This is a genomic window from Marinobacter sp. ES-1 (assembly GCF_000475255.1).
GTDB classification, from domain to species: domain Bacteria; phylum Pseudomonadota; class Gammaproteobacteria; order Pseudomonadales; family Oleiphilaceae; genus Marinobacter; species Marinobacter vinifirmus.
Genome location: NZ_AXBV01000059.1, coordinates 1 through 19,378, shown reverse-complemented (window position 1 = coordinate 19,378; position 19,378 = coordinate 1). Strand labels below are relative to the sequence as shown.

22 protein-coding genes are annotated in these 19,378 nt (G+C 61.1%); 10 read left to right on the top strand and 12 right to left on the bottom strand.

Annotation, left to right across the window (positions count from 1 at the left end; translation table 11 throughout):
* Nucleotides 1-9: 9 nt before the first annotated feature.
* Nucleotides 10-3,732 carry a YhdP family protein gene (locus Q668_RS11130; protein WP_022989684.1) on the top strand — a complete coding sequence of 1,241 codons (3,723 nt, stop codon included), beginning with the start codon at nt 10-12 and terminating at the stop codon, nt 3,730-3,732.
* A gap of 10 nt (nt 3,733-3,742) precedes the next feature.
* Nucleotides 3,743-4,567 carry a carbon-nitrogen hydrolase family protein gene (locus Q668_RS11125; RefSeq protein ID WP_022989683.1) on the top strand — a complete coding sequence of 275 codons (825 nt, stop codon included), beginning with the start codon at nt 3,743-3,745 and terminating at the stop codon, nt 4,565-4,567.
* Between the two features lie 28 nt (nt 4,568-4,595).
* On the opposite strand, the gene yjgA is transcribed toward Q668_RS11125, so the two are convergent.
* From yjgA to Q668_RS11065, 12 genes are all read right to left on the bottom strand, one after another.
* On the bottom strand, nt 4,596-5,123 hold the full coding sequence (yjgA, locus tag Q668_RS11120) for a ribosome biogenesis factor YjgA (RefSeq protein WP_022989682.1): 528 nt from the start codon (nt 5,121-5,123) through the stop codon (nt 4,596-4,598).
* An 18-nt stretch (nt 5,124-5,141) separates the two neighbouring features.
* Entirely contained in the window at nt 5,142-6,503 is a 1,362-nt protein-coding gene (mgtE, locus tag Q668_RS11115) for a magnesium transporter (RefSeq protein ID WP_022989681.1), read from the bottom strand.
* 86 nt (nt 6,504-6,589) lie between these two features.
* A complete protein-coding gene (locus Q668_RS11110) occupies nt 6,590-6,859 on the bottom strand; it encodes an HPr family phosphocarrier protein (RefSeq protein ID WP_022989680.1) in 270 nt (89 codons plus the stop codon).
* Between the two features lie 6 nt (nt 6,860-6,865).
* Nucleotides 6,866-7,750, bottom strand: a complete 885-nt coding sequence (rapZ, locus tag Q668_RS11105) for an RNase adapter RapZ (protein WP_022989679.1) — start codon at nt 7,748-7,750, stop codon at nt 6,866-6,868.
* A gap of 34 nt (nt 7,751-7,784) precedes the next feature.
* Nucleotides 7,785-8,255 carry a PTS IIA-like nitrogen regulatory protein PtsN gene (ptsN, locus tag Q668_RS11100; RefSeq protein WP_022989678.1) on the bottom strand — a complete coding sequence of 157 codons (471 nt, stop codon included), beginning with the start codon at nt 8,253-8,255 and terminating at the stop codon, nt 7,785-7,787.
* A gap of 95 nt (nt 8,256-8,350) precedes the next feature.
* Nucleotides 8,351-8,653, bottom strand: coding sequence for a ribosome hibernation promoting factor (gene hpf, locus Q668_RS11095; RefSeq protein ID WP_022989677.1), 303 nt, complete (start codon nt 8,651-8,653; stop codon nt 8,351-8,353).
* A gap of 96 nt (nt 8,654-8,749) precedes the next feature.
* Nucleotides 8,750-10,282, bottom strand: a complete 1,533-nt coding sequence (locus Q668_RS11090; protein ID WP_036219797.1) for an RNA polymerase factor sigma-54 — start codon at nt 10,280-10,282, stop codon at nt 8,750-8,752.
* Between the two features lie 133 nt (nt 10,283-10,415).
* Nucleotides 10,416-11,141, bottom strand: coding sequence for an LPS export ABC transporter ATP-binding protein (gene lptB / locus Q668_RS11085; protein WP_022989675.1), 726 nt, complete (start codon nt 11,139-11,141; stop codon nt 10,416-10,418).
* Nucleotides 11,119-11,688, bottom strand: a complete 570-nt coding sequence (lptA, locus tag Q668_RS11080; RefSeq protein WP_022989674.1) for a lipopolysaccharide transport periplasmic protein LptA — start codon at nt 11,686-11,688, stop codon at nt 11,119-11,121. Before lptA ends, lptB begins: the two co-directional genes overlap by 23 nt.
* On the bottom strand, nt 11,672-12,271 hold the full coding sequence (lptC, locus tag Q668_RS11075; RefSeq protein WP_022989673.1) for an LPS export ABC transporter periplasmic protein LptC: 600 nt from the start codon (nt 12,269-12,271) through the stop codon (nt 11,672-11,674). The genes lptA and lptC overlap by 17 nt, the downstream gene beginning before the upstream one ends.
* The gene (locus tag Q668_RS11070) at nt 12,268-12,849 is read right to left on the bottom strand and encodes a KdsC family phosphatase (RefSeq protein ID WP_022989672.1); all 582 of its coding nucleotides are present in this window, start codon (nt 12,847-12,849) and stop codon (nt 12,268-12,270) included. The genes lptC and Q668_RS11070 overlap by 4 nt, the downstream gene beginning before the upstream one ends.
* A complete protein-coding gene (locus tag Q668_RS11065) occupies nt 12,850-13,839 on the bottom strand; it encodes a KpsF/GutQ family sugar-phosphate isomerase (RefSeq protein WP_022989671.1) in 990 nt (329 codons plus the stop codon). It lies immediately after the preceding gene.
* Nucleotides 13,840-13,976: 137 nt separating this feature from the next.
* Here Q668_RS11065 and Q668_RS11060 point away from each other — a divergent pair, with 137 nt between their 5' ends.
* From Q668_RS11060 to hisG, 8 genes are read left to right on the top strand one after another with little or no spacing between them, the layout of a single operon-like run.
* Nucleotides 13,977-14,789 carry an ATP-binding cassette domain-containing protein gene (locus Q668_RS11060; RefSeq protein ID WP_022989670.1) on the top strand — a complete coding sequence of 271 codons (813 nt, stop codon included), beginning with the start codon at nt 13,977-13,979 and terminating at the stop codon, nt 14,787-14,789.
* Complete coding sequence (gene mlaE, locus Q668_RS11055) at nt 14,786-15,568, top strand: lipid asymmetry maintenance ABC transporter permease subunit MlaE (RefSeq protein ID WP_022989669.1); 783 nt, start codon at nt 14,786-14,788, stop codon at nt 15,566-15,568. Before Q668_RS11060 ends, mlaE begins: the two co-directional genes overlap by 4 nt.
* A 22-nt stretch (nt 15,569-15,590) precedes the next feature.
* The gene (mlaD, locus tag Q668_RS11050) at nt 15,591-16,040 is read left to right on the top strand and encodes an outer membrane lipid asymmetry maintenance protein MlaD (RefSeq protein ID WP_022989668.1); all 450 of its coding nucleotides are present in this window, start codon (nt 15,591-15,593) and stop codon (nt 16,038-16,040) included.
* Between the two features lie 38 nt (nt 16,041-16,078).
* Nucleotides 16,079-16,732: a phospholipid-binding protein MlaC gene (locus tag Q668_RS11045; RefSeq protein WP_022989667.1), complete on the top strand. Its 654-nt coding sequence runs from the start codon at nt 16,079-16,081 to the stop codon at nt 16,730-16,732.
* Complete coding sequence (locus Q668_RS11040) at nt 16,729-17,040, top strand: lipid asymmetry maintenance protein MlaB (RefSeq protein WP_022989666.1); 312 nt, start codon at nt 16,729-16,731, stop codon at nt 17,038-17,040. The genes Q668_RS11045 and Q668_RS11040 overlap by 4 nt, the downstream gene beginning before the upstream one ends.
* A 60-nt stretch (nt 17,041-17,100) precedes the next feature.
* Nucleotides 17,101-17,349 carry a BolA family protein gene (locus Q668_RS11035; RefSeq protein WP_022989665.1) on the top strand — a complete coding sequence of 83 codons (249 nt, stop codon included), beginning with the start codon at nt 17,101-17,103 and terminating at the stop codon, nt 17,347-17,349.
* A 19-nt stretch (nt 17,350-17,368) separates the two neighbouring features.
* A complete protein-coding gene (gene murA, locus Q668_RS11030; RefSeq protein ID WP_022989664.1) occupies nt 17,369-18,631 on the top strand; it encodes a UDP-N-acetylglucosamine 1-carboxyvinyltransferase in 1,263 nt (420 codons plus the stop codon).
* A 27-nt stretch (nt 18,632-18,658) separates the two neighbouring features.
* Entirely contained in the window at nt 18,659-19,309 is a 651-nt protein-coding gene (hisG, locus tag Q668_RS11025; RefSeq protein WP_022989663.1) for an ATP phosphoribosyltransferase, read from the top strand.
* Nucleotides 19,310-19,378 lie beyond the last annotated feature (69 nt).

Genomic DNA, 19,378 nt, shown 5'->3' with positions numbered 1-19,378 from the left:
CTCTGCCATATGTCGAGCCGCGATCAGAACACCGATCAGCCGGAGCTGCCCAAAAGCGGCCCGGTTGGCCGGCTATTGGAGCTGATTGCAGGCGCCGTCTGGTGGTCGATCCTGGTGGTTCTGGTATTGCTTGCCCTGTATGCCGGCATCGGCCGGCAACTGACCGCCCAGGTCGACCGCTTTTCCGATCGTATTGCGGCTGAAATATCTGCCCAGACCGGGCTGGATGTAGATATTACCCGGCTGTCCTCCAGCTGGAACTGGCTCGACCCGTCCCTGGCCGCCTCCGGACTGACCCTCTCCAATCCCGATTCCGGCCGCACCATTGCCGAGCTGGAACACCTGCGCCTGCGGCTGGATTTCCTGGCGTCGGTATCACGGCTTCGGCTGGTGTTCGAGGATTTCGAGGCCGATGGCCTGGCGCTTACCCTGATTCGGGCTCCCGGAGACCAGCTCTCGGACCCGGTCGAACAGATGGCCGAACTGGAACCGCTCAATGAAGGGGCAGCCCGGGAGTGGCTGAAGCTGGCGGGCCAGTGGTTGTCGGAGCCGGAGGTACGGATTACCCGGGTCAGCCTGGCCATCGGCCAGAACGAGGACGACCTGCGCCATCTCTATATTCCCAGACTTGATTTGCTGTATACCCGTGGGCTGTTCCAGGCCTCCGGCCGTGCCATGCAAAGCGGCACGGCCACCCAGCTGGCCAGCTTTGCGCTGGTAGGCCAGCGCTTTTTCCGTGGCGACTTTACCGGCCAGCTGTATGTGGACGTGGATTCGGGCCGTCTGTTTGATGGCCTGATCGACGATCTGAGCTGGCGCGGCATCCGGGTGGAAGGCTTCGATCTGGGCGGCCGGGCCTGGCTGACCTTTGAAAACGGCACCTTGCAGCAGATACAGGGCACCCTGGAGACCCCGTACCTTCAGCTGGGTGTCGGCATGGCTTCACTGGCTCCGCTGGAAGACATCAGCACCCGCTTTGGCTGGCGCCGGGGCGGCGACCTGATGCTGCAGCAATTGCAGTGGCAATGGGATGGTGACCAGGTTGAACCCTTCAGCGTGCGCCTGCTGAACCAGCCCGATTCCTCTGCGCTGGTGGCTGATGCGGTGCCGCTGGGCCCGATCCGGCGGCTGGTGCGGGCTCTGTCTGTCTTGCCCGAGGTGGCCGAAGATGCACTGGACCACTACCGCCCCACCGGCTATCTGGACGACATGCTGCTGGATTTGCCGGAGCAGACCCGGGATTTCATGTTGTCCGGGCAGGTAAGGGGCTTAGGGGTTGAACCTTGGGGCGGCGCACCTGGTGCCACCGGGCTCAACGGCCGTCTGCAGCTGACAGCCGATCAGGGCTTTGTTGAGCTGGATACCCACCAGCCTGTCACCCTGGGTTTCCCGGAATTGTATACCGGCAGCTGGACTTTTAACGCCATGACCGGCCGGGTGTCCTGGCAAGTGTCTGGTGGTGTCAGCCGGGTTCGGGCAGATGACCTGGTGTTTTCCTATCAGGACAATACCCGCCTGACCGGTGCCTTCGAGCTGCGGCTGGACCGCGCCGGGGACGACTACCTGGGCCTGCGCGTAGGCGTGGAGAACGCCGAGGCCGGAATGCTGGCGGAATTTGTACCATCGAAAGTGGTCGACGAGGGGCTGTATCAGTGGCTCACCACCCGGATTACCGAAGCCGACATCACTGGCGGCCAGTACTATGGTCACGGCCGGATTGATTCCGGCGCGCCCAAGGGCTCCTTTGTGTCATCCATGTGGTACGAGTTCGAGAATGCCCGGGTTCGCTACGACGACCGCTGGCCGGAGGTAGAGGCCGCCGCCGGCCGGGTTGAAGTCCAGAATGCCGACACCCTGGTTACCCTGAACAGGGCCCGGACCGGGGGCCTTGAGGTCAGCGAAGGCGTGGTCCGGGTGGTGCCGGGCAGTGACGAGCAGCCTACCCGGGTGCTGGTGGATGTGGCATCCGGCGTGCCGGGCGAGGCAGTCGCCTGGTGGATGGCCAACAGTCCCTTGGGCGAACTGGCAGGGCAGGCGGTCAGTGGCGCCGGGTTTACCGGCCAGTTCCAGCTCGGCCTGAACATCGATATTCCCCTGAGCGATGGCGCTGATACCGCCGTGCAGGCCCGGGTTCAAACCGAAAACGGCGGTTTCCGCCTGCCAGGGCCCGACCTCAGCTGGACCGGAATCCGCACGGACCTGACCTACCACACCGAACGGGGTTTTTCCGGTGGCCCGGTCCATGCCCGTTTTATGGATCAGCCGGTCAGCGTCTCGTTCACACAGAATGCGGCGGGTGATGCACTGTCGATCCGCCAGGACGGCCGCCTGGCCCTGCCGGCGTTCTTGCAGCAGTGGGAGCCGGGTGAGGACAGCAGCTTTGGCCTGGCGGGTACCCTGGATTACAGCGCGCGGATGCGGATTGATGCCAGCGGGCCCTCGAGCATTGTGATGACCTCCGACCTTGCCGGCCTGAACGTAGACTGGCCGGAACCGCTGGGCAAAACCGCCGACCAAACCGCGCAGCTGGAAGCCCGGGTTGATCCTTTCGCTCCGGAAGGTGTGCGCATTACCGGAGACTGGCAAGACCGGATGGCGTGGGACCTGCTCTGGAAAGAATCGGCACTGGATTTGCGGTTTGATTATCTGAGCCTGGGCAGCCACCGGCTCACCGATATCACCATCAGCGCCCTGAACCTGGGCGACCGTTGGGTAGTCAACACCGAGTCGGAGCGGGCCGCCGGCCGGGTGGTGATTCCCGATGACGACGGCGTGGTTCAGGTAGACCTGCACACCCTGCACCTGAGCCGGGAGGACGCTTCAACCGAACAGGACCAAGTGCCTGAGTTGCTGACGCTGGAGCAACAGCTGGAAGCCTTCCGCCAGCTGGATATTGGCAGCTGGCCGGATGTGGACGGCCGCATCAGTAACCTCAAGCTTGGGGATGAATCAGCGGGCAGCTGGAGCTTCCGGTTGCGCCCGGCCCCGCACCAGCTGAATGTGGAGGCCATTGAAGGCCGCCTGGGTGCCCTGGAGCTGTCAGGTGATATGGTCTGGCGGGTCGTGGATGACCGGGAAACCACCCGCTTTCAGGGCCAGCTGACCGGCGGTGCCCTGAAAGACCTGGAAGCCCTGACCGGCAGCTCCATCCCCATGACCAACCAGGCCACGGCGGTGGAGCTGGATATTGACTGGCCTGGTGGCCCCAATGATATCGGCCTGAGTGCGCTCAGCGGGGAAGTCAGCGTGCGGCTGGACGATGGCGTGATCCTGGAACAGAACAACTCGGCCCAATTGTTCCGGGTCTTCAACCTGCTGAACACCGACACCCTGTGGCGCCGCCTGCGCCTGGACTTTTCCGACCTGTACGAGCGGGGCGTGGCCTTTGATGCTATTTCCGGCAAGGCCCGCATCAGTGACGGACTGGTTACCATGGACCCGGAGCTGCAACTGGTGGGCCCGTCCGGTGCCTTCAAGATCAACGGCACCACCAACATGGCCGATGAAAGCCTGGATATGCGACTGGTGGTGGTGTTACCGGTTACCCAGAACCTGCCCCTGGCTGCCATACTGATGGGGGCCAGTGCGCCGATTGGTGGCGCCCTGTTTGTGCTGGACAAGATCCTTGGCGACCCCTTGAGCAAACTGACCAGCGCCACCTACAGTGTCACCGGTAGCTGGAGCGAACCCGAAGTTGATCTGCGCAGTGTGTTTGATACTGCTGAACAGTAAGGAGGGAAGGATGACACAGGTAGCCGCCATACAGATGGTCAGCAGCCACGATGTTGCAGCCAACCTGGACGAAGCCGGGCGCTTGCTGGCCGAAGCCGCAGGGCAGGGCGCGAAGGTGGCCGTGCTTCCCGAGAACTTTGCGGTACTGGCCACGGGGAAGATGCGTGGCTGCGGTGAGCAGGAGGCCGGGCCGGAACCGGTCATCCGCCGTTTCCTGGCTGACCAGGCCCGGCAAAACAAACTCTGGATTGTCGGCGGCTCCCTGCCGCTGGCGAACCGGCCTGACGGCAGCGATATTCCGGACCGGGTGCGGGCCAGCTGCCTGGTGTATGACGACCAGGGCCACGAAGTCGCCCGCTATGACAAAATCCACCTGTTCGATGCCATGGTGGACGATGCCCACGGCCAGTACCGGGAGTCAGACAGCTTCGAGCCCGGGCAGCAGGTGGTTACCGTGGATACGCCAGCGGGCAGGCTGGGGCTGGCGATCTGCTACGATCTGCGCTTCCCCGAGCTGTTCCGGGCGCTACGAGAGCAAGGGGCTGACTGGGTGTGCCTGCCCAGCGCCTTCACCTGGCAGACCGGTGATGCCCACTGGCATGCGCTGATTCGTGCCCGGGCCATCGAGAACCAGGTATGGGTGGTGGCAGCCGGGCAGGGTGGCCAGAACAGCGAACGCCGCAAAACCTACGGCCATAGCTTGATTTGTGATCCCTGGGGCGAAGTGGTCTGCGAAATAGAGCAGGGCCCCGGCGTGGTGCTGGCCGACCTGGACCTGGAGCGGCTGGAACAGCTGAGAACCCGCATGCCGGTGTGGCAGCACCGGCGCTTGTAAAGCGGTGGGGCATTGCGCCCCGCCGTGATTACTGCTGCTCGGCGTCGTCGATCCATTCCCGCAGGGCGCGGAACAGTTTTCGGGACTGGCCGGTATTCTTCTCTTTCTCCACATCCTTGCGGGCGTTGCGCACCAGGTTGCGCAGATGCTGCACCTCGGCGGTCGGACAGTAGTCAATAAACTCGCCCACCACCTTGTCGCCCTCGGCGATCATCCGGTCGCGCCAGCGCTCGGCCAGGTGGTGCCGGCGCGTGTGTTCCTCGCTGCCGGCGTGGAAGGCATCAATGGCCCGGCTCACCGTTTCAGGGTCATCTTCCTGGCGGATCACCTTGCCGATGTATTGCAGGTGCCGGCGCCGGGCTTCGCGCTGGTTAATCCGGCGTGATTCCACAATGGCGGCTTTCAGGGTTTCGCTGATGGTCAGCGAGGCCAGTTGTTCATCGCTCAGGTCCAGCATGCGTTTGCCCAGTTCCTGCAGGGCGTGCATTTCCCGTTTGAGCTGGGATTTACTTGGGCCGAAATCTTCCTCGAACTGGTCTTCGTGTTGGTCTGTCATGGCAATTAGGCTTGTCTGTCAGGCGTAGAAAAGGGTGGCCAATCCCAGGAAGGCCATGAAACCGACAACATCGGTTACCGTTGTCAGGATAACGCTGCCGGCCAGCGCCGGGTCAATGTTCCGGGATTTCAGGAACAGGGGCAACACAGTGCCCACCAGGGCCGCTGCTACCAGGTTGATCACCAGGGCAGCGGCAATCACCGCACCAATCAGCCAGTCGTTGAACCAGAGCACCGCGGCTGTCGCCACCACCAGGGCCCATAACAGGCCGTTGAGTACGCCGGAGAGAAACTCCCGGTTCAGCAGCCAGCCTACGTTGGCGCCGCTGATCTGGCCCACGGCCATGCCGCGGATAACCAGGGTCAGGGTCTGGCTGCCGGCGATGCCGCCCATGCTGGCCACGATAGGCATCAGTACCGCCAGGGCCACCACCTTGGAGATGGTTTCTTCAAACAGGCCGATGACTGCCGAGGCGGTAAAGGCGGTAATCAGGTTTACGCCCAGCCAGACGGCCCGGCGCTTGGTGGTTTTCATCACCGGGGCAAAGGTGTCTTCGTCTTCGTCCAGGCCGGCCATGCTCATCAGGGAATGGTCGGCGTCGTCCCGGATAACGTCGACCACGTCATCGATGGTGATCCGGCCGAGCAGCCGGTTGCTTTCATCCACCACCGGCGCGGAGATCAGGTCGTAGCGCTCGAACAGGGTGGCAACCTTGGTGTCGGACAGGGTGACGTGAATCGGCTCTATGTCGGTATCCATAACCTCCCGCACGGTTGCGCCGGGATTGGATACCAGCATGCGGGTAATGGGCAGAATACCGATAAATTCGTCGCGCCGGCTGACCACAATCAGGCTGTCGGTCATCGGCGGCAGGGTACGGTGCCGGCGCAGGTACCGCAGAACAACGTCAATGGTGATGTCCGGGCGCACCGTCACCGTATCGGTGTTCATCAGGCCACCGGCGGTGTCTTCCGGGTAGGAGAGTACTTCCTCTACCCGCTGCCGGTCCTGCTCGTCCATGGTATCCAGGACTTCCTGAATCACCGTATCCGGCAACTGCTGCAGCAAGTCGGCCAGGTCGTCCGATTCGAAGTCTTCCAGCAGGTTGGCCAGTTCCTGGGCGTTGAACTCGCTCAGGAAGTCGGCCCGGATGTCGTCCGACATGTACTGGAGGACTTCACCTTCCAGTTGCTTGTCGACCAGCTTCCACAGCAAAACCCGCTGCCGTGGCGGGGAAGATTCCAGCAGGTGGGCAATATCACTGGGGCTCAGGCCGCCATTCAGGATGCGCGCTACCTGTTTGAGGGCACCACTGTCGAGGGCCTCACTGAGGGAGCGAAGCCGCTGTCGGGCCTGACTTTTTTCCAGAATGTCGGTCATGAAACCACCTGCGATCAGAAAACCTTTGTATTATAGCGGAGTTAGGTTACACAGGTGAGGAAGACTTGTAGGTGAATGGCGAAGTTTTATTCACCCTCGCCGAAATAGTCGTCGATCAGTGCAACCAGGGCGTCGATGGCTTCCTGTTCGTCCGGGCCATCGGCGGCCAGCTCCACTTCGGTGCCCTGGCTGGCGGCCAGCATCATCACCTGCATGATGTTGCGGGCATCCACTTCCCGGCCCTTGGCCTTCAGGGTGATCTTGCTGTCAAACCGGGAGGCGGTGGTCACCAGCTTGTTGGTCGCCCGGGCGTGCAGCCCGAGCTTGTTGATGATAGTGATGGGGCGGCAGATCATGGCGGCTCAGATCTCCCCCCGGGCTTGCAGGTGGGGCAGCTCGGTGTGGCGCACCTGCACGTTGCGGTACTGCGTGCGAAAGTAATCTCCCAGCTGCTCGCACACATACACCGACCGGTGCTGGCCACCGGTACAGCCGATGGAAATGGTCATATAGCTGCGATTGCTGTCGGCGAAGGACGGTAGCCAGGTGTTCAGGAAGCCGGTGAGGTCGTCCACCATTTGCCCGGTCAGGGGTTCCCGCTCCAGGAAATCGATTACCGGCTGGTCGGTACCGGTGTGCTGGCGCAGGCTGGTGTCCCAGTACGGATTGGGCAGGCAGCGCACGTCAAACACATAATCGGAATCCACCGGCACGCCGTGCTTGAAACCGAATGACTGGAACAGCAGGGCGATTTCCTGTTCCTTGCGGCCGGCCACCCGCTGTTTCACCATGTCGCGTAATTCGTACATGGACAGGCCGGTGGTGTTGATATACAGGTCGGCCAGCTTCGACAGCGGTTCCAGCAGCTGTTTCTCGTTGCTGATGGCTTCGCGCAGGGAGGTCTTGTCGTCGCTCAGGGGGTGCTTGCGCCGGGTGGCGTGGAACCGTTGCAGCAGGGATTGCTCGTCGGCATCCAGGAAGATGATTTCGATCTCGATCCCGGTATCACCCAGCCGCTGGTAGATGTCCTCGAAATTGGCCAGTTCACCGGACAGGTTGCGGGCATCGATACTGACCGCCATTTTTTTCAGGCGGCCGGGGGCCTCGTGGGCCACGGCTTCCCGGGTCAGGGGAAACAGCAGGCCGATGGGCAGGTTGTCTATGCAATAGAACCCCAGGTCTTCCAGTACGTGCAGTGCCGTACTTTTGCCCGACCCGGACCGGCCACTGACGATGATCAGCTTCATGGTTAGGCTTCTCCCGTACTTTGACAGCCCTCGGTTACGGGCTGTCGGTGGTCATGCCCTTATACAGGGAGTCGGCATCCTGGCATTTGCGCAGGCGCTCGCAGAATGCGCTGTCGTTGAAACGTTCGGCAAGCTGGCTCAACAGCTCCAGGTGCTCGCTGGTGGCTTCTTTGGGTACAACCAGGGCAAACACCAGGTCTACCGGCTGGTTGTCGATGGCATCAAAGTCCACCGGCTCAGCCAGGGTCATCAACACTCCGATTACCCGGTCCAGGCCTTCCAGGCGGCAGTGGGGTATGGCGATACCCTGCCCGATACCTGTGCTGCCAAGACGCTCCCGGGACACCAGGTTGTTGAAGATGTCGTTGTCGTTGAGAGTCTCGTCCTGATAGTGAATCCGCTCGGCAATAAACTCCAACACCCGTTTCTTGCTGGACGCCGGTACCTGGCACAGCGTTAGTGCCGGGGCCAGGATGTTGTCGATGGTCAGGGATGTATCGCTCATGGATTAACTGTGAACCCGTAAAAAAAAGGCTGCGGCCGGTAGCCCTGCCGCAGCTCGTTCGATTGAATTACCCGGTAGCCTGCGCCTGAAGGCGCTTAGCCGTTACCGTGCATCCGGTCTACGTTCTTTTCCTTGTGCTTGAGGATCTGGCGGTCAAGCTTGTCCACCAGGGCATCGATTGCCGCGTACATATCCTCGTTTTCAGCCTTTGCGTGAACCTCGCCACCCACAACGTGGAGGGTAGCTTCGGCCATCTGGCGAACTTTCTCAACTTCCAGCGTCACCTGACAGTTACTGATGTGGTCGAAGTGGCGCTCAAGCTTCTCGAACTTGGTGTTGACGTAATCCTTCAGTGCAGGGGTCAGTTCTACGTGATGGCCTGAAATGTTGAGTTGCATTGGCGTCTCCTGTTGTCATCATGCCGGCGTTCCGCCGGACTGAGTACCAGAGCTTCGTGCCCCGGTGAATATTGGTAAACGATTGCCGGTAAAGGCTTAAACCAGTCGCTTGCGTTCGTTCGAGGGAGGTATGTGCATGGCCTCCCGATACTTGGCCACGGTGCGCCGGGCCACGTTGATACCCTGTTCCCCTAGCATGGCCGCAATTTTGCTGTCGCTCAACGGCTTTTTCGGGGTTTCCTCTGCAATCAGTTTCTTGATCATGGCACGAATTGCGGTAGAGGAACACTCCCCGCCTTCGGCGGTGCCCACGTGGCTGGAGAAGAAATACTTCAGCTCGAAGATGCCCCGGGGTGTGTGCATGTACTTCTGGGTGGTTACCCGGGAGATGGTGGACTCATGCATCTCCACGGCCTGGGCGATGTCCGACAGGATCAGGGGCTTCATGGCCTCCTCACCCTGGTCCAGGAAGCCTTGCTGGTGCTCGACAATGCGGGTGGCCACTTTCAGCAGGGTTTCGTTGCGGCTCTGCAGGCTCTTGATGAACCACTTGGCTTCCTGCAACTGGTCGCGCAGGTAGGTGTTGTCGGCGCTGCTGTCGGCCCGGCGAATCAGCGAGGCGTAGCTGGCGTTCACCCGGATGCGCGGGGCAATTTCCGGGTTCAGTTCCACCCGCCACCGGCCTTCATGCTTGCGCACGATCACATCGGGGATTACGTAGTCGGTATCACCGTGATCAATCACATCCCCCGGTTTCGGGTTCAGGCTGGTAATCAGCGCCAGGACTTCCCGCAACTGGTCTTCCTTCAACCGGCTGCGGCGCAGCAGCTGCGCGTAGTCACGGTTACCCAGCAGGTGCAGGAACTGGGTGACAACCTGGCGCGCCTGGCGCAGCCAGGGGGTGTCCGGTGGCAACTGGTTCAGCTGGATCAGCAGGCATTCCTGGAGGTCCCGGGCGAACACGCCTGGGGGGTCGAAATGTTGCAGCCGGTGCAGCACGGCTTCTACCTCATCCAGGTCCAGCGGGTCTTCATCGCTGTCTTCACGCAGGCCGGCGTGGATTTCGTCCAGTGGTGAGGTGAGGTAGCCCCGGTCGTCCACGGCGTCCATCAGGGCATGGGCGATAGCCTGGTCCCGTTCGCTCAGGGGGGTGAGGTTCAGCTGCCATTCCAGGTGATCCCGCAGGGTTTCCGCAGGGGAGTTGCGGGTTTCGAAATCCGAGTCGTTCTCGTCATCGTCTTTCGGAGCGCTGGCCGGGGCGGTCTGGTAGATATCTTCCCAGGCGGTATCGACCGGCAGGTCGTCAGGAATGGTGTCGGTAATGTCGTTTTCCGAGTTCCAGTCCGGCCCGTTTTCGGATTCGTCCCAGTCGTTGCTGCTTTCCGGGGCGTTGTCATCCTGGGCGCTGGCGGTTTCGTTGTGCTGGTCGTCAGAACTTTGCTGTTCGGTGGTGTCGTCCGGGCCGTGATCGTCGTCCTCGGCGGTTTCCAGCATGGGGTTGGAGTCCAGCGCCTGCTGGATTTCCTGCTGGAGATCGAGGGTAGAAAGCTGCAACAGGCGGATGGCCTGCTGCAACTGGGGCGTCATGGTCAGGCTCTGGCCCAGTTTTAGCTGTAACGAGGCTTTCATAACCATGGCTTTAGATCCATAACAGACTGGTATCCCGGTAAAAAATCGAATTTCCTTGCAAGATCTTTGCCGAGTTTACTTGTTACCGTTCTGCAACACAATCAGACCTCGGTGAAAGGGCAGGGCGCTCCGCTTAAAGGCGGAATTCGTCACCCAGATACACCTCTTTTACCTGCTGGTTGGCCAGGATGGCCTCGGAGTTGCCGGAGGCAATGATGTGGCCGCCGGACACAATGTAGGCGTTCTCGCAGATATCCAGGGTTTCCCGCACGTTATGGTCGGTAATCAGCACGCCAATGCCCTTATCCCGCAGGTGCCGGATAATGTGTTTGATGTCGCTGACTGAAATGGGGTCTACCCCGGCGAAGGGCTCGTCCAGCAGGATGAAGGCAGGCTCCATGGCCAGGGCCCGGGCAATTTCCACCCGGCGACGTTCGCCACCGGACAGGGCCATGCCCAGGCTGTCCCGGATATGGGTGATGTGAAATTCTTCCAGCAGCTCTTCCAGCTTGGCTTCCCGGTCGGCCCTGTTCAGGCCCTTGCGGGTTTCCAGGATGGCCATGATGTTGTCCCGCACGGTGAGTTTGCGGAATACCGAGGCTTCCTGGGGCAGGTAACCGATACCCTTGCGGGCGCGGCCGTGCATGGGCAGCGGAGTGATGTCCTGGCTGTCGATGGTGATGCGGCCCCGGTCTGCCGGCACCAGGCCTACGATCATGTAAAAGCAGGTGGTTTTGCCGGCGCCGTTGGGGCCCAGCAGGCCGACGATTTCTCCGGAGCGGATCTCCAGGGAAACATCCAGGACCACTTTTTTCTGCTTGTAGCTTTTTGCCAGATTACTGGCCCTGAGTACTGCCATCAGAACCTTCCCCGTTGCTGGACTGGCCGGTGTTACGCGGCTGGATGACCATTTCGACACGGCCGGAACCGCCGGTTTCTGTATTGCCGCCCTCGGCGGTGACCACCCGGCTGACCGTATTGTAATGAATGACATCACCCTTGAAGGTGTTGCCCGCCTGTTCGATGACCGCCTGGCGCTCGAAGGTCAGCTGGTTGTCTTTCGCGGCCCAGGTAATGTTCAGGGCGCTGGCGTTGGTCATGCCTTCGCCTTCCCGGGACGGCTGGCGGTAATGGGCGGGTGATCCGCTGGCTTCAATGCGGCTCAGGCCCTGGTCGTCCCGGTACAGCACAACCCGCTGGGCTTCCAGCCGGGTGCTGCCCTGCACCAGTTCCACATCGCCGGTATAAGTGGCCACGCCGGCGCTGTCATCCAGCCGGGCGGAGTCGGCACTCACCTGGATGGGGGTGTTCGAGTCCATATCAAAGGCCATCGCCGGGGCGGCCAGCATCAGCGCGGCAGCCAGCAGCGCCGGCGGATAAAAACGGAGCTTACCTGACGGTTTCATATTGCCCTTCCACCCGGGAGTTGAGTTCCAGTATGCGTTGATCAATCCAGGCCTTCATTCCGGTGGCCTGGGTGGTACCGAACGGCTCGGTGATGGTTACCGGCAGGTCGGTGAATACGGTGCCTTCGTTGTTGTCCAGGGTCAGCGCTTCGGTGGCCAGCGTGGCCCGGGAGTCGCCGCTGGTGCGCAGTAAAGTCACGTTACCTTCCAGGTGCATCAGCCCCTGAGACTGTAGCAGGCTACCTTTATCGGCTTCAATTATCCATGGTTCGGCTTCACCCTCGCCGAGCAGGCGCGCGCGCGGGTCGGTCATCCTGGCGCTGCTGTCGTGATCAAACTGCTCTATGCGCGGGCTGGTTATGTGGATCTCCAGGGTGCCCTGTTCATTCCAGGCCCGGTAATCGGCGCCCACCACGAAGCCGTCCGGCTCGGCGGGGCCGCGAAGCTGTGCGGCTTCGGGGGCAGGCGCCGGTGGTTCGCCGCTTTGCCACATCAGGTAAACCGTGGCGGCAATCGTAGCCGCCAGGGCCAGGGTCCGCAGCCAGGGGTTGCCAGTCTGTGATGAAAAGAAGCGCTGGATCATGGCTGGCTGCCCTGCGCGTCTGCCAGGTAGGGAGCCAGAGTGCCGTCAAGCTGGCCCCGGGCCCAGAGAATCAGTTCGCAGGCTTCGCGTACGGCGCCCTGGCCGCCCGCCGCCTGTGTGCAGTAATCCGCATGCTGGCGTACCAGCCAGTGCCCGTTCGGCACGCTGATGCCCAGGCCGGCGTATTGCAGGGCAGGGAGGTCTGGCAAGTCGTCGCCCATGTAGCCGATTTGCGCGGCGCTGATGTCCATGTCGGCCACCAGTTCCTGCAGGGCGATGCGTTTGTCTTCGCGGCCCTGCATCAGGTGGCGGATGCCCAGGTCGGCCATGCGCTTTTCAGTGAGCGGTGAGCGCCGGCCGGTGATCACTGCGACGGTAATGCCTGCCTGCATCAGCTGTTTCAGGCCCAGGCCATCCAGGATGTTGAAGGTTTTCAGTTCGTCACCGCTGGCGCTGAAGTACAGGCGGCCATCACTCATGATGCCGTCCACATCAAAGGCCACCAGACGGATGGCGGCGGCCTTTGCTTTCAGGGTGTTGCCCCACTGGCCCGCTAAAGGGTGCACAAGTGTGCTCATTCAGATCACCCCCGCCCGCAGCAGGTCGTGCATGTTGATTGCACCGGTCAGTTGGCCGTTTTCGTCGGTTACCGGCAAGGCGTTGATTTTCAGCTCTTCCATCATGTTCAGTGCTTCGGCCGCCAGGTGGTCGGCGCGGATGGTTTTGCCGTGGCGGGTCATAACGTCCCGGATGGCCGTGGTGTGCACATCCACGGATTTATCCAGGGTGCGGCGCAGGTCGCCGTCGGTGAAGATGCCGGTCAGTTCGCCCTTTGTATTCACTACCGTGGTCATGCCCAGACCCTTGCGGGTGATTTCCAGCAGCGCGGTGCTGAGGCTGACATCTTCGGTGACTTTCGGAATCGCGTCGCCTGAATGCATGATGTCGGAGACCCGCAGCAGCAAGCGCCGGCCCAGGCTGCCGCCGGGGTGGGAAAACGCGAAGTCTTCCGCGCTGAAACCGCGGGCTTCCAGCAGGGCAACGGCCAGGGCATCGCCCATCACCAGGGTGGCAGTGGTGCTGGATGTGGGCGCCAGCCCCAGGGGGCAGGCTTCAATAGCCACGCTGACATCCAGGTTGGCGATGGCTTCCTTGGCCAGGACCGAGTTGGGGTTGCCGGTCATGCTGATCAGCGGAGCACCCATGCGCTTGATCAGGGGCAGGATGGTAACCACTTCGCTGGTGCTGCCACTGTTGGAGATGGCAATCACTACGTCCTGCGGGGTAATCATGCCCATGTCGCCGTGGCTGGCTTCGCCGGGGTGGACAAAGAATGAAGGAGTGCCGGTGCTGGCCAGGGTGGCGGCAATCTTGTTGCCGATGTGGCCGGATTTGCCCATGCCGGTCACCACCACGCGGCCCTTGCAGGCCATGATGACCTCGCAAGCCCGGGTGAAGTCGCCATTAATGCGGCCTTCAAGGGCTTCGATAGCTTCCCGTTCGATGCGGATGGCCCGCAGGGCAGAGGTGCGGTAGTCCTGGCCACCTGAAGAATTGGAGTCTGTCATCTCGGCTGGTTTTCCCTCTGTCCGCTTGCTCGGTCTGGCTGCCCCGGCTACCATCCGGGCCGTGAGCGATTGGCTGGCAAGTATATCATTTATGAACCTCTTGTCTTAATGTAGGCGCTCCCCGAGAAGGATGGATTATGGAGTCATCTGCTTACATAACACTTAAGGATGTGGTGTTTTCCCGAGGTGGTCGCCGCATTTTCGACGGCGTAACGCTGGATATACCCAAGGGCAAGATCACCGCCATTATGGGCCCCAGCGGCACCGGCAAGACCACGCTTTTGCGCTTGATCGGCGGCCAGCTAAGGCCGGATTCCGGGCAGGTTTCCGTGGACGGCCATAATGTGCCGGCCCTCAAGCGCAAAGACCTTTACCGGTTGCGGGAAAAGATGGGCATGCTGTTCCAGAGTGGTGCCCTGTTCACTGACCTGAGCGTTTATGAAAACGTGGCCTTCCCGCTGAGGGTGCACACCAGGTTGCCGGAAGACATGATTCGCGACATCGTGCTGATGAAGCTTGAGGCCGTGGGCCTGCGTGGTGCCCGTAAACTCATGCCTTCCGAACTGTCCGGCGGCATGACCCGCCGGGTCGCACTGGCCCGTAGCATTGCCCTGGACCCGGAACTGATCATGTACGACGAGCCGTTTGCCGGGCAGGACCCTATTGCCATGGGCGTGCTGGTGAAGCTGATCCGGGATCTGAACAGTTCCATGGGGCTGACCAGCGTGCTGGTCTCCCACGATGTGCCGGAATCTCTCAGTATTTGCCACTACGCCTGTATCCTGGCGGACGGTAAGGTGATCGGAGAAGGTACTCCGGAGGAGTTGCGCGAGCATCCGTCTGACCGAGTCCAGCAATTTCTGAATGGCCAGCCCGATGGCCCGGTGCCGTTCCATTATCCGGCCAGCGATGCCGCTGCGGACTTCGGCGTAAACGGAGGCGCATTATGATCGACCGTATTGCCGCCCTGGGCCGTGGCGGGTTGGATGTGATTTCTTCCTTTGGCCGGTCCGGGCGTTTCCTGGTGGGCGTTCTGGCAGGCATTCCCCGGCCGGCGACCGGGTTTCCGCTGTTGCTGCGCCAGCTGTATTTTGTCGGTGTACTGTCTCTGGCCATTGTGGTGGTGTCCGGTCTGTTTATCGGCATGGTGCTGGGTCTGCAGGGCTACACCATTCTCAGCGATTACGGCTCCGAAGCTGCGATCGGCCAGATGATCGCCCTGACGCTGGTGCGTGAGCTGGGGCCGGTGGTAACGGCTCTGCTGTTTGCCGGCCGGGCAGGTTCAGCGTTGACGGCAGAGATCGGCCTGATGAAAGCCACCGAGCAGCTCTCCAGTATGGAGATGATGGGGGTGGACCCCTTGCGCCGGGTGATTGCGCCCAGGCTCTGGGCCGGATTTATCGCCATGCCGGTACTGGCTATCATCTTCTCTGTAGTGGGTATCTGGGGTGGCATGCTGGTGGGCGTGGACTGGCTGGGCGTGTTCGAAGGCGCCTTCTGGGGCAACATGCAGTCGTCAGTGGATTTTGTGGATGACGTACTGAATGGCGTTATCAAGAGCGTGGTGTTCGGTTTTGTCTGTGCCTGGATCGCGGTGTATCAGGGCTACGATTGCGTGCCCACCTCCGCCGGCATCAGTTCTGCCACCACCAAAACCGTTGTTTATTCATCGCTGGCGGTGCTCGGGCTGGACTTCGTCCTGACGGCCGTCATGTTCGGCGATTTCTGATCAAATTTTCAGGGAGCCTGCAATGGCACAAAGAACCACAGAAGTAATCGTAGGCCTGTTCATGATCGCCGGGTTGGCCGCCCTGCTGTTCCTGGCGTTGCAGGTGAGCGGACTGTCGCCGAAATCGGCTGGTGATCGTTACACCCTCTATGCCAACTTCAATGACACCGGAGGCCTGGCGCCCCGGGGCAAGGTGTCGATGGCGGGTGTCACCATCGGTGCTATCGAATCCATCGAGCTGGATACCGAAACCTTCCAGGCCCGGGTAGTGCTGGCTATCGATGCCGGCATCGACAATATTCCGGCGGACAGTGCAGCAGTAATACGTACATCCGGCCTGCTGGGAGATCAGTACATTGATATATCTGTTGGTGGCGACCTCGAGTCCCTGAGCCCGGGCGACACCTTTTATTCCACTCAGTCCGCCATGAACCTGGAGCGGCTGATCAGTAACTTTGCCTCCGGACGCTGATGCCGGGCAGAGCACAGAAACGAATGCGGGAGAACACAATGCTTGCCCTGAAACAACGATTCATCTGGATGTTTGCCATGGTTGCCCTGGTGGCGGGCCAGGCCTGGGCCGGTCCGGAAGATGACCTGAAACAGTATGTAGACGAAAACACCCAGAAGCTGGTGCAGAAACTCAATGAAGAAAAGGGCCTTTACGAGCAGGACCCGGAAGCCTTCTACGCCAGCATGGATGAAACCCTGGACCAGTTTGTGGATTTTCGCCGCATTGCAGCCCGGGTAATGGGGCGCTACGCTCGCCAGACCTCTCCCGAACAGCGGGACGAGTTTGTGGCCAAGTTCAAGCGCAGCCTGTTCGATAGCTACGCCCAGGCGCTGGTGAGTGCCGAGAACTTCGAAATCAACGTGCTGGAAGCGGAAATCCTGGCTCAGAACGACGACCGTGCGTCTGTGCAGATGGAAGTAATCAGCGCGTCCGGCAACCGCTATCCGGTCACCTACTCCATGTACCGCAATGGCGAAGGCCGCTGGATGATGGAGAACGTGATTGTGGAAGGCGTGAACATCGGCCTGGCATTCCGGGATCGCTTTGCTCAGGAAATGGAGCAGAACCGTGGCCAGGTTCAGGCCGTGATTGATGGTTGGGGCGATGCTGTTGAAGCCCTGAAGCTTGATGAAGAGCTGGACCGTTCATGACCGCTCCGGCTGTCGAGCTCTCAGGTAATACTCTCGCCGTAACCGGTGAGGTGAACGCCGATACCGTGATCGCCCTGCGTAAGCAGGGTGAACGGTTGATCGGGGCGGCCAGCGGCCCGTTAACCGTTGACCTTTCCGGCCTGGCCACCGCCCACAGTGTGGTGTTGTCTATGCTGTTGTGCTGGCACCGGCTGGCCCTGGAAAAACAGCAATCCCTCACCTTTCAGGGTGCCAGCGACCGCCTGTTGTCGCTGGCCGCCCTCAGCAATCTGGAAGACCAGATTCCCGGATTTGCCACACACAGCTGACCGGCGCCCGGGAATTGGTTACAATTCCGCCCCTGATTTCAAACCAGTCGAGGAATCCCTATGGACGCCGCCCAGGTTACCGAACTTGTTAAAGAAGCCCTGCCCGGTTGCGAGGTTCAGGTACAGGTCGATGGCAGCCACTACCTTGTGGTTGCTGTGGGTGACGTATTTGAAGGCCTGCCCACCATCAAACGGCAGCAGATGATCAACAAGGTACTGTTCCAGCACATTATGGACGGCACCATTCACGCCCTTCACCCGAAAGCCTACACCCCGAGCGAGTGGGCCGAGCGGCAGGCCCAGGCCTGAACAGCACAGGACAAGTATTGTGGACAAACTTCTGATCGGGGGCCGCAAGCCCCTGGATGGCGAGATTCGTATTTCAGGCGCCAAGAACGCGGCCCTGCCCATTCTGGCGGCCACGCTGCTGGCCGATGAGCCGGTAACCATCGGCAACCTGCCGCACCTGAACGACATCACCACCATGATCGAGCTGCTGGGCCGCATGGGCGTGGAGCTGATGATCGACGAAAAGATGAGTGTGGAAATTCACGCCAACACCATCAAGCACTTCCACGCGCCCTACGAGCTGGTGAAAACCATGCGCGCCTCCATCCTGGTGCTGGGCCCGCTGGTGGCGCACTTCGGCGAAGCGGAAGTGTCCCTGCCCGGTGGCTGTGCCATCGGTACCCGCCCGGTGAACCTGCACATCCACGGCCTGGAGCTGATGGGCGCAGACATCAAGGTGGAGAACGGCTACATCAAGGCGAAAACCAACGGTCGCCTTCAAGGTGCCCACATCTTCATGGATACCGTCACCGTAACCGGTACCGAGAACCTGTTGATGGCGGCCACCCTGGCGGAAGGCAAGACCATTCTGGAAAACGCCGCCCGGGAACCGGAAGTGGTGGACCTGGCCGAATGCCTGATCGCCATGGGCGCAGACATCAAGGGCCACGGCACAGCGACCATCGAGATCAACGGGGTAGAGCGCCTGCATGGTTGCCACTACAACGTACTGCCGGACCGTATTGAGACCGGCACCTACCTGGTGGCGGCAGCGGCGACCGGTGGCCGGGTAAAACTGAAAGACACCCGGGAAGACCTGCTGGAAGCGGTATTACTGAAGCTGGAAGAAGCCGGCGCGGAAATCACCACCGGCCCGGACTGGATCGAGCTGGACATGAAGGGCAAGCGCCCGAAAGCGGTCAGCCTGCGCACGGCACCGTACCCGGCGTTCCCCACCGACATGCAGGCCCAGTTTGCGGCCATGAACGCCGTGGCAGAAGGCACCGGTACCATCGTGGAAACCGTGTTCGAAAACCGCTTTATGCACCTGCAGGAGCTGATCCGCATGGGTGCCGACATTACCCTGGAAGGTAATGCCGCCATCATCAAGGGCGTGGAGCACCTGACCGGCGCTCCGGTGATGGCCACCGACCTTCGGGCTTCTGCGAGCCTGGTGATTGCAGGGCTGGTTGCCGATGGCGATACCATTGTGGACCGCATTTATCACATAGACCGCGGCTATGAATGTATTGAAGAAAAACTGCAGCTGCTGGGCGCAAGTATTCGCCGTTTGCCGGCATAATTAACCAACGGGAAACCGGATAGATCCATGACAGATTCCATCACCATCGCCTTGTCGAAGGGACGAATCCTCGAAGAAACCCTGCCGCTGCTGGCGGAAGCCGGTATTGAGCTGGTGGACGACGTGAAAAAGTCCCGCAAGCTGGTGTTTCCGACCACGGATCCGAACGTGCGGGTGCTGATTATCCGCGCCACGGATGTGCCCACTTACGTTCAGTACGGCGGCGCCGATCTGGGCGTGACCGGCAAGGATGTGCTGATGGAGCACGGTGGCGAGGGGCTTTACGAGCCGCTGGATCTGAACATTTCCCGCTGCCGGTTGATGACCGCTGGCAAGAAGGGCGAGCAGCCTCCGGCGGGGCGCATCCGCGTGGCCACCAAGTTTGTGAACCTGGCGCGGCGCTATTACGCGGCCCAGGGGCGGCAGGCGGACATCATCAAGCTTTACGGGGCGATGGAGCTGGCGCCGATCCTGGACCTGGCGGATGAGATTGTGGATATCGTGGATACCGGTAATACCCTGAAGGCCAATGGGCTGGAGCCGCGGGAGCTGATTGACCATATCAGTTCGCGGTTGGTGGTGAATCGGGCTTCCATGAAGATGAAGCATGGGCAGATTAATCCCATTATCGAAAAGATGGCGGTGGCCGTGGATCGTCGGCGCGGTTCTCAGGAGTAAGGCTTCCCTATACTTTGGGAGTGTGTCACCCATCGGGTTGGCCCTTCCAAAAACCGCTCCTTACGGCAC

What these genes read in the sequence shown, in the direction of transcription:
- Q668_RS11130 (WP_022989684.1), top strand. Translation starts at nt 10, where the DNA reads ATGTCGAGCCGCGATCAGAACACCGATCAGCCGGAGCTGCCCAAAAGC.
- lptC (WP_022989673.1), bottom strand. Translation starts at nt 12,271, where the DNA reads ATGATCCAGCGCTTCTTTTCATCACAGACTGGCAACCCCTGGCTGCGG.
- hpf (WP_022989677.1), bottom strand. Translation starts at nt 8,653, where the DNA reads ATGCAACTCAACATTTCAGGCCATCACGTAGAACTGACCCCTGCACTG.
- hisG (WP_022989663.1), top strand. Translation starts at nt 18,659, where the DNA reads ATGACAGATTCCATCACCATCGCCTTGTCGAAGGGACGAATCCTCGAA.
- Q668_RS11045 (WP_022989667.1), top strand. Translation starts at nt 16,079, where the DNA reads ATGCTTGCCCTGAAACAACGATTCATCTGGATGTTTGCCATGGTTGCC.
- Q668_RS11110 (WP_022989680.1), bottom strand. Translation starts at nt 6,859, where the DNA reads ATGATCTGCCGCCCCATCACTATCATCAACAAGCTCGGGCTGCACGCC.
- Q668_RS11125 (WP_022989683.1), top strand. Translation starts at nt 3,743, where the DNA reads ATGACACAGGTAGCCGCCATACAGATGGTCAGCAGCCACGATGTTGCA.
- mgtE (WP_022989681.1), bottom strand. Translation starts at nt 6,503, where the DNA reads ATGACCGACATTCTGGAAAAAAGTCAGGCCCGACAGCGGCTTCGCTCC.
- Q668_RS11035 (WP_022989665.1), top strand. Translation starts at nt 17,101, where the DNA reads ATGGACGCCGCCCAGGTTACCGAACTTGTTAAAGAAGCCCTGCCCGGT.
- Q668_RS11065 (WP_022989671.1), bottom strand. Translation starts at nt 13,839, where the DNA reads ATGACAGACTCCAATTCTTCAGGTGGCCAGGACTACCGCACCTCTGCC.
- Q668_RS11070 (WP_022989672.1), bottom strand. Translation starts at nt 12,849, where the DNA reads ATGAGCACACTTGTGCACCCTTTAGCGGGCCAGTGGGGCAACACCCTG.
- rapZ (WP_022989679.1), bottom strand. Translation starts at nt 7,750, where the DNA reads ATGAAGCTGATCATCGTCAGTGGCCGGTCCGGGTCGGGCAAAAGTACG.
- Q668_RS11090 (WP_036219797.1), bottom strand. Translation starts at nt 10,282, where the DNA reads ATGAAAGCCTCGTTACAGCTAAAACTGGGCCAGAGCCTGACCATGACG.
- Q668_RS11060 (WP_022989670.1), top strand. Translation starts at nt 13,977, where the DNA reads ATGGAGTCATCTGCTTACATAACACTTAAGGATGTGGTGTTTTCCCGA.
- yjgA (WP_022989682.1), bottom strand. Translation starts at nt 5,123, where the DNA reads ATGACAGACCAACACGAAGACCAGTTCGAGGAAGATTTCGGCCCAAGT.
- mlaE (WP_022989669.1), top strand. Translation starts at nt 14,786, where the DNA reads ATGATCGACCGTATTGCCGCCCTGGGCCGTGGCGGGTTGGATGTGATT.
- Q668_RS11040 (WP_022989666.1), top strand. Translation starts at nt 16,729, where the DNA reads ATGACCGCTCCGGCTGTCGAGCTCTCAGGTAATACTCTCGCCGTAACC.
- ptsN (WP_022989678.1), bottom strand. Translation starts at nt 8,255, where the DNA reads ATGAGCGATACATCCCTGACCATCGACAACATCCTGGCCCCGGCACTA.
- lptB (WP_022989675.1), bottom strand. Translation starts at nt 11,141, where the DNA reads ATGGCAGTACTCAGGGCCAGTAATCTGGCAAAAAGCTACAAGCAGAAA.
- mlaD (WP_022989668.1), top strand. Translation starts at nt 15,591, where the DNA reads ATGGCACAAAGAACCACAGAAGTAATCGTAGGCCTGTTCATGATCGCC.
- lptA (WP_022989674.1), bottom strand. Translation starts at nt 11,688, where the DNA reads ATGAAACCGTCAGGTAAGCTCCGTTTTTATCCGCCGGCGCTGCTGGCT.